This window comes from Burkholderia sp. Ac-20384, from assembly GCF_017104605.1.
GTDB lineage: Bacteria > Pseudomonadota > Gammaproteobacteria > Burkholderiales > Burkholderiaceae > Burkholderia > Burkholderia lata.
The window spans coordinates 1-5,169 of sequence record NZ_JAAGPE010000457.1 but is presented as its reverse complement, the minus strand read 5'-3'; the positions used below and the strand labels follow the sequence as shown (position 1 = coordinate 5,169).

The 5,169-nt window shown below is 63.1% G+C and carries 6 protein-coding genes; 4 read left to right on the top strand and 2 right to left on the bottom strand.

Features of this window, described 5'->3' with window-relative positions:
* The first annotated feature begins 169 nt into the window (after window positions 1-169).
* Window positions 170-994 carry a Cof-type HAD-IIB family hydrolase gene (locus G3O00_RS39635; protein ID WP_011350586.1) on the top strand — a complete coding sequence of 275 codons (825 nt, stop codon included), beginning with the start codon at window positions 170-172 and terminating at the stop codon, window positions 992-994.
* A 118-nt stretch (window positions 995-1,112) separates the two neighbouring features.
* Here the strand turns inward: G3O00_RS39635 and aqpZ are convergent, their stop codons facing one another.
* Window positions 1,113-1,856 carry an aquaporin Z gene (aqpZ, locus tag G3O00_RS39630; RefSeq protein WP_011350587.1) on the bottom strand — a complete coding sequence of 248 codons (744 nt, stop codon included), beginning with the start codon at window positions 1,854-1,856 and terminating at the stop codon, window positions 1,113-1,115.
* 299 nt (window positions 1,857-2,155) lie between these two features.
* Here aqpZ and G3O00_RS39625 point away from each other — a divergent pair, with 299 nt between their 5' ends.
* The gene (locus G3O00_RS39625; RefSeq protein ID WP_011350588.1) at window positions 2,156-2,452 is read left to right on the top strand and encodes an H-NS histone family protein; all 297 of its coding nucleotides are present in this window, start codon (window positions 2,156-2,158) and stop codon (window positions 2,450-2,452) included.
* A 105-nt stretch (window positions 2,453-2,557) separates the two neighbouring features.
* On the opposite strand, the gene G3O00_RS39620 is transcribed toward G3O00_RS39625, so the two are convergent.
* A complete protein-coding gene (locus G3O00_RS39620) occupies window positions 2,558-3,622 on the bottom strand; it encodes a glycosyltransferase family 4 protein (RefSeq protein ID WP_011350589.1) in 1,065 nt (354 codons plus the stop codon).
* 662 nt (window positions 3,623-4,284) lie between these two features.
* Between G3O00_RS39620 and flhD the strand changes: the two genes are divergently transcribed.
* Window positions 4,285-4,605 (top strand): flagellar transcriptional regulator FlhD, encoded by a 321-nt coding sequence (gene flhD / locus G3O00_RS39615; protein WP_039346834.1) that lies wholly within the window; start codon window positions 4,285-4,287, stop codon window positions 4,603-4,605.
* A 92-nt stretch (window positions 4,606-4,697) separates the two neighbouring features.
* On the top strand, window positions 4,698-5,169 hold a 472-nt coding region (gene flhC / locus G3O00_RS39610), incomplete at its 3' end, for a flagellar transcriptional regulator FlhC (RefSeq protein ID WP_205193754.1).

Genomic DNA, 5,169 nt, shown 5'->3' with positions numbered 1-5,169 from the left:
AGCTGTAAGTTGCTGCGCGTTGCGTAACGCCTGAAGGCGTTCGACGGTGGTTGAAGGCGCACCAAAACCGGCCCGCTGGCGGCGATTGACCGGGAACCGCCCGGCGGGCAACCGGGCACGACGTTAGAATGGCCGTTCCGCAGAGCCCTGAGCGCCATTCTCCCGTCCCATGTACAAAGTCATCGCCACCGATCTCGACGGTACCCTGCTGAACAGCGACCACCAGCTCGATCCGTACACGATCGACACCGTCCGTCGGCTCGACCGCGACGGCCTGCAGTTCGTGATCGCCACCGGGCGCCATTACGCGGACGTCGCCGGCATTCGCGACGTGCTCGGCATCCGGCCGTACCTGATCACGTCGAACGGCGCGCGCGTGCATGCGCCGGACGACACGACGATCCACGCGCAGGACATCGATCCGGCAATCGTCCGCGGCCTCGTGCAGCCGGACATCGTCGGTGCGCACGGCCGCGTGATTGTCAACCTGTTCACCGACCAGGGCTGGCTGATCGACCGCGATGCGCCGCACCTGCTCGAATTCCACCAGGATTCGGGCTTCCGCTACGACGTGATCGACATGCCCGCGCACGACGGCGCGGATATCGCGAAGGTGCTGTACATCGGCGATCCGGCCGATCTGGCGGTCGTCGCCGAGCAGATGCGCGTGCGCTTCGGCGATGCGCTGTACGTCACGTACTCGCTGCCCGACTGCCTCGAAGTGATGACCGCGAACGTGTCGAAGGGCCGCGCGCTGCGCTCGGTGCTCGCGCGGCTCGGCGTCGACACCGGCCACTGCATCGCGTTCGGCGACAACATGAACGATATCGACCTGCTCGAAACCGCCGGCCACGCGTTCATGATGAACAACGCGAACCCCGACCTGGTCGCGCGGCTCCCGCACATTCCGCGGATCGGCAACAACTTCGACGCCGGCGTCGCCCGTCACCTGCGCGCGCTGTTCTCGCTCGAGGACAACGTCGCCGCCTCCTGAGCGTCCTGCCGGGGCGGAAATGAAAAACGGGCGCCAGTGGCGCCCGTCGAAATTACCTGCCTCGATCTTCTTTGACAGCGTGAGGCTCGCTGCTCTGCTCGCTTGACCCCGTAGTGTTTTATTCGCTTGTGCGAGCCGATGCCGGCAGCAGGTCGACGGCGTCGTCACGCCCCGCGACCAACGGATAGATGATCCCGGCGAGTACCGCGCCGATGATCGGTGCCACCCAGAACAGCCAGAGCTGGCCGATCGCGTCGCCGCCCACGAACAGCGCGGGGCCGGTCGAGCGGGCCGGGTTCACCGATGTGTTGGTGACCGGAATCGAGATCAGGTGGATCAGCGTCAGGCACAGGCCGATCGCGATCGGCGCAAAGCCGGCCGGCACGCCGCGCTTGTCGGTGGCGCCCAGGATCACGAACAGGAAGAAGCCCGTCATCACGACTTCGCAAATGAACGACGCGCTGAGCGAGTAGTGGCCCGGCGAGCGCTCGCCGAAGCCGTTCGTCGCAAAACCGCTGCCGACGACGTCGAAGCCCGGCTTGCCGGTCGCGATCAGGTACAGCACGAATGCGCCGAGCGTCGCGCCAACCACCTGCGCGACGATGTACGGCACGAGATCGCGGGCGGGAAAGCGGCCGGCGACCGTCAGGCCGACGCTCACCGCCGGATTCAGGTGGCAGCCCGAAATGTGGCCAATTGCGAATGCCATCGTCAGCACAGTCAGGCCGAAGGCAAGTGCGACGCCGGCAAAGCCGATGCCGAGGCCCGGAAAGGCGGCGGCCAGCACGGCGCTTCCGCACCCGCCGAGCACCAGCCAGAACGTGCCGAATACCTCTGCAGCGAGACGCTGAGAAAGATTCATGTAAGGACCTTGGTCAAGTGGATTGAAGACAACCGGACGACGCGACGGATTTAAACCGTCACCCGGAATTGGTCTGGATTATAGGAAATGAATCGGGTCGGGGAGGGTCAACGATTGTTAAATTTGAATAGCTGACGAATGCCTTTTATTAGAATAAGTCCGCATTCTCGATATAGCCGAATCGGTTAAAGATGACAGCATTAAATTCGAAGGGCAGGGCGGCAGTGCGGATGTCGTAACGGATGTTGGTGTCCCGGCTGGATTCGCCGGGGCCGCATCATCAAAAGGGGAGTCGAAAAATGTCTCAATACGCGAAACTCAAGGCGCAGATCGCCGATCTGCAGGCCCAGGCGGACGATGTGCGCCGCCAGGAAGTGGCGGCGGTGATTGCGGAAGTCCAGCAAAAGATCGCCGAATATGGGCTGACTGCCCAGGATCTGGGCTTCGCGGAGCGAGCGAAGCGCGGGCGTCCGCCGAAGAAGGCGCCGCTACCCCCGAAATACCGCGATCCGAAGTCGGGCGCGACCTGGAGCGGGCGAGGCAAGCCGCCGAATTGGATCGTCGGTAAAAACCGCGATCGTTTCGTCATCGAATGACCGAAAACCCAAACAAAAGAGCCGCATCGAGATGCGGCTCTTTTGATTTGCGCGCCGATTCCGGCGCGGATTGGATTACGGAATATTTCCTCGCGGAATTCCGTGTCAGGCGCCGGCAACCCGGCGCAATGCCGGTTGACGGGCTCCCGTGCAAAGCGATTCGTAAGTTTCGACATAACGCTGCGCCATTGCCTTCGAGCTGAAACGCGTGTCGAAACGTTCGCGGATGGCCGTGCGCGACAGGCTGTCGATCCGGTGCAGCGCACCGACCGCGCCCTGCACGTCCTCGACGATGAAGCCGGTTACGCCGTCCTCGATCACTTCCGGCACCGAGCCGCGGTTGAACGCGACAACCGGCGTGCCGCAGGCCATCGCCTCGATCATCACGAGGCCGAACGGCTCCGGCCAGTCGATCGGGAACAGCAGCGCCTTCGCGCCAGAGAGGAACGCGGGCTTCTGCGCCTCGTTGATCTCGCCGATGAATTCGACGTGTGCCTGGCCGAGCAACGGCTCGATCACTTCCTTGAAATAGTCGGCGTCGGCCTTGTCGACCTTCGCGGCGATCTTCAGCGGCAGCCCGCTTTGCGCGGCGATCCGGATCGCGGTGTCGACGCGCTTTTCCGGGCAGATCCGGCCGAGGAACGCGAGGTATTCGGGCTTCACGCCCGGCTGCGGCGTGAGCAGCGTGTCGGGCAGCCCGTGATACACGGTGCCGGCCCACGCGGCCTGCGGCAGCGGCTTGCGCTGGTTGTTCGAGATCGACACGACCGGCGAGTCCGGGAACGCGTCGAACACCGGCTGCAGTTCCGGCAGGTCGAGGCGGCCGTGCAGCGTCGTCACGTACGGCGTGTCGAGGCGCGACATCAGCGGGAACGGCAGGTAGTCGAGGTGGAAGTGCAGCACGTCGAATTCGTGCGCGACCCGGGCGACCTTTTCGAGGAGCCGCATATGGGGCGCCATCGAATCGCGGATCGACGGGTCGAGCCGCAGTGCGCGCGGCCAGGCCGCCTCGAGACGGGCCGACGTGACGGAGTCGCCGCTGGCGAACAGGGTCACGTCGTGGCCGAGTTCGACGAGCGCCTCGGTGAGGTAGGACACGACACGCTCGGTGCCGCCGTAGAGTTTCGGCGGAACGGCTTCGTAAAGCGGCGCGATCTGGGCAATTCGCATGGGTTTCTCCTGTTTCGATCCGGGGCGCGGTAGCGCTGATGCGGATCCCGTGCAAGGTTGCGGAACTCGCCGACGTACGCGGTTGGCGCTACGTGGCCGGGCCCTGGGCGGGGTGCGCGGGGCGCCGGACGGCAAGCTGCGGGGCGGGCCGGCACGGCTCGCGCCGCCGCCCATTGGAGTCCATTATCGATATCGCCCTGAGGGGTTCGAGTGTTTTTTCAAACACTTAAGGCTTGTTACACGATGAAATACGCGAAAACCCCGAGAAAAAGGGCGTGGAAACAAGAATGGAGATAGACGCAACTATTGTTGCGTCATCGTGAAAAAGCACTATAATTTTTACCGATCCGATTGTCGGCAGCCTTGCCGGCAAGCCTTCGATTACCGCCTGAAGGCCATTGGACCCATCGCAGCCGAATCCTTGCTGCCACACGCTTCCCCGCTTGCACCTTTCAATTCGCCTTGTCGGAAAAATTCCTACACGGTTTACAGAGAAATCCTGCATGGCATACGCCACTTCGCTGATACCGGCATAAATGCCGTTTGGCCAAAATTCGCCCTGTAAGACTATAAACGAGCCGACTGAGCGCCAAGCGCGCCCTGATCGAGCAAACGTTTTCATAACACGAATGGCCAAAGCAAAGCTCTTTAACGGGGGAATCATGAGCGCTACCAGCGAAATGCTCAGTGAGATCAAAGAGGTCAACCTGTCGTACCTCCTCCTCGCGCAACGCCTGCTGCGGGAAGACAAAGCGATGGGCATGTTCCGCATGGGAATCTCCCAGGAACTCGCCGACCTGCTCGCCAACCTCACGCTCGCACAGACCGTGAAGCTGGCCGCGTCGAACCAGATGCTGTGCCGCTTCCGCTTCGATGATCACGCGCTGCTGTCGTCGCTCGCCGACAAGGGCCGCAGCGATGTCGTCGCGCACGCCCACTCGGCCATCCTGATGGCCGGGCAGCAGGTCGAAGGCGTCCGCTGATCCATCCCGCCTTGCGTGTGTCCCGGCGTGCCGCGCCGGTGGGCAGCGTATTGGCCATCCATCCGAATAACGTCAAGCGGACGGTTATCACCATGGCAAGCAAAAGCGTCGTGATCGAGGTGAAGGAAATCACCCTCGCCATCGAACTGATCGAACTGGGCGCCCGGCTGCAACTGCTGGAAGCGGAGACGAGCCTGTCGCGGGATCGTCTGATCAAGCTGTACAAGGAACTGAAGGGCGTGTCGCCGCCGAAGGGGATGCTGCCGTTCTCGACCGACTGGTTCATGACGTGGCAGCCGAACATCCACTCGTCGCTGTTCTACAACATCTACCGGTTCATGCAGGACCACGGCCGCTGCGAGCCGATCCAGTCGATCGTGAAGGCGTACCGGCTCTATCAGGAGCACGTGAACCTGTCCGGCGACGAGGCCGCGCTGAGCCTCACGCGCGCGTGGACGCTCGTGCGCTTCTTCGATTCGGGGATGCTGCAGATGACCCCGTGCACGCGCTGCGGCGGCCACTTCGTCGCGCATGCGCATGATCCGCATCAAGGTTTCGTCTGCA